The organism is Flavobacterium sp. LMO6, from assembly GCF_009495795.1.
In the GTDB taxonomy this organism is placed as follows: domain Bacteria; phylum Bacteroidota; class Bacteroidia; order Flavobacteriales; family Flavobacteriaceae; genus Flavobacterium.
This window is the reverse complement of the sequence record NZ_WIBH01000027.1, coordinates 1-2,745: the sequence shown is the minus strand read 5'-3', so window position 1 is coordinate 2,745 and position 2,745 is coordinate 1. Positions and strand designations below refer to the sequence as shown.

Below are 2,745 nucleotides of genomic sequence, written 5' to 3'. Positions count from 1 at the left end.
AAAATCCGCTGCTGAATGGAATGTTTTGTTATATTTGTAATGGCTTGGTGTTGGTGCAACGCCACTGAAAGCAAGCCACATAACGTTGCACACAATATATTTTCCGAACTTACGCAGACCTTATTCTTGTTGGTTTTTCGCATCAAATTTACAGAAAATTGTTACCGAAAAGAAAAGCAACGAACTTAAAAAAATCGAAAATAATTGTACTGAAAACCTTTAAAGACAATTCTCGGATTTTAGCATTTTAATGACAATTTTGTGCCGAAAACTTATAATTATCGACAATTGAAAGCCGAAAAATTGCGTGAAAAACCAAATTTTGCCAAAAGTTGGAATACGGAAACTCGAGAAAGTCGTGAAAAGCGAAAACTGAACGAAAATTGGAATTCAAAAACTCTTGAAAAGCCAAATTTTGCCGAAAATTGCAAACGAAAACCGATTTTATACTAAATTTAAGTTCGTGAAAATAAATACTGTGTGCAACAACAGTTTGCTTCAATGGCGACTTCAGGCATATTTGTTTTAGCACAGTTGCTTAATTAAAAGTTTTGTTTTATATTTGTAATGGCTTGGTCTTGATGGTTCGCCACTGAAAGCAAGCTGGTGAAACGTTATGGGCAAGTTTAATAGGAACCAATCGACAATTTTTAGTCTAATGAATTAGTAAAACTTAAAATTTTAAAAATGAAAACAACACTAACTACATTTCTTTTATTGATAAGCCTAGGTGCTTTTTCACAAACATCTTCTATTGGGATTCCTGACAGTGCTACTAATATTCCTGTTCCAAATGGACTTGTTTCTTATGTCATTACTAATCCCTTGGGATATACCGGCAGTGGTTTTGCGAATTCGCCTATAGCTGAATTAATTAACCCAAACGATGTTTCAAATCAACTTTATTTTTACGATCTAGATCTTAATATTCCTGTTGGCGCTACTATCACAGGCGTGGAAGTGACCCATAAACACGGAGGTTGTAACACTGGGTCTAACACCATTGACTCTCTGTATTTAGCCTACAATGGAAACATCATTAGCAGTGCAAAACGAGATTCAGCTTCAGCATTTACAACAAATATATCGGGAAACTCTTTAGACTTGTGGTCTGCTAGTTTAACACCTTCAATTGTTAATGACAATTCATTTGGCATAATACTTCAAAGCCACACGACAGGAATCTGCACCTTTGAACAAGCTGATTTGCAAATAGAAGTATTTTATAGCGATTGTAGTCCTATTAATTATGTTGGGATTCCTGACAGTGCTACTAATATTCCTGTTCCAAATGGACTTGTTTCTTATGTCATTACTAATCCCTTGGGATATACCGGCAGTGGTTTTGCGAATTCGCCTATAGCTGAATTAATTAACCCAAACGATGTTTCAAATCAACTTTATTTTTACGATCTAGATCTTAATATTCCTGTTGGCGCTACTATCACAGGCGTGGAAGTGACCCATAAACACGGAGGTTGTAACACTGGGTCTAACACCATTGACTCTCTGTATTTAGCCTACAATGGAAACATCATTAGCAGTGCAAAACGAGATTCAGCTTCAGCATTTACAACAAATATATCGGGAAACTCCTCAGACCTGTGGTCTGCTAGTTTAACACCAGCAATTGTTAATGACAATTCATTTGGCATAATACTTCAAAGCCACACCACAGGAATCTGCACCTTTTCCCAAGCTGATTTGCAAGTCAACGTGTTTTATTGCACTACACTTGCTTCGGTAAATTCAATAACTAAACAATCACAAATAAAAATTTTCCCGAACCCAACAGATACGGAATTACGAGTAGAAACATTTGAATCCAAAGTTGGGGAATTCTATCAGATTTTTGATTACACTGGAAAACTTTACAATTCGGGACTTGTAGTAAATGACAATTTTGTAATTGATGTATCTCAATTGCCAACTGGGCTTTATGTAATTAGGATTGATGAAACTAATTTGAAATTTATAAAAAGATAAAACACAGCCCATAACAGCACCTACCCAAAAGTGGCGATTCAGTGGTTAAATCAAGCTTTGTGCTTCATATCAAAGTTTCTGCTTGGTTGACAGTGAAGTGCTTCGAAATCGCCACCTTCGGGTAGCTGCAAACCGTTAGCAGTAATACACCAAAACTAAATGGAGAAAAACACAGTAATTAAATTAAAAACTTTTAACGGAACTTTAAAACCTACAACTAAAGTAAAAGTTAGAGAAAATTACTGGAAACTGATTGGTGAAAAAGGCATCGTAATAGAAGAAGCAGACTTCAATCCTGAAAAAGTTTTAGTAGTATTTGAAAAAAATATCGATGATTTTGATTTAGAAAACCATAATCCAATTAAGAATTCTTTATATATTGATAAAAAGGATTTAGAATTATATTAATTGTTAGTATTAAAACCAAACAAACGGAATAAATTATGGACAAAGTAGCTTCAAATATGCAAACGTATATTATAGAAACCTCTGAAAAGAGACTTGGTAAAAAACTTTCTTCAGAAATTATTGAAAAAATAAAAAAATATGGTAGTTATATTGGGTTGGAGATGATAATTGACACGGTAAACTCAATCGAGATAGAAAAGCTTGAACATTACTTAAACAATTTGTAAATTCGATAAGATTTAAATGTACTACTGCTAACAGCGGTTTGCTTCAATGGCTACTTCCGGATTTTCCTTCGGAAAATCCGCTGCTGAATGGAATGTTTTGTTATATTTGTAATGGCTTGGTGTT

3 protein-coding genes are annotated in these 2,745 nt (G+C 34.4%); all 3 read left to right on the top strand.

Going from position 1 to position 2,745, the window contains the following annotated elements:
• Window positions 1-687: 687 nt before the first annotated feature.
• The 3 genes from GFJ99_RS13120 to GFJ99_RS13110 all read left to right on the top strand — a co-directional run bounded on the left by GFJ99_RS13120 (window position 688) and on the right by GFJ99_RS13110 (window position 2,621).
• The gene (locus GFJ99_RS13120; RefSeq protein ID WP_153209479.1) at window positions 688-1,986 is read left to right on the top strand and encodes a T9SS type A sorting domain-containing protein; all 1,299 of its coding nucleotides are present in this window, start codon (window positions 688-690) and stop codon (window positions 1,984-1,986) included.
• Between the two features lie 159 nt (window positions 1,987-2,145).
• On the top strand, window positions 2,146-2,394 hold the full coding sequence (locus GFJ99_RS13115) for a hypothetical protein (RefSeq protein ID WP_153209477.1): 249 nt from the start codon (window positions 2,146-2,148) through the stop codon (window positions 2,392-2,394).
• Between the two features lie 35 nt (window positions 2,395-2,429).
• The gene (locus tag GFJ99_RS13110) at window positions 2,430-2,621 is read left to right on the top strand and encodes a hypothetical protein (RefSeq protein ID WP_153209475.1); all 192 of its coding nucleotides are present in this window, start codon (window positions 2,430-2,432) and stop codon (window positions 2,619-2,621) included.
• Window positions 2,622-2,745 lie beyond the last annotated feature (124 nt).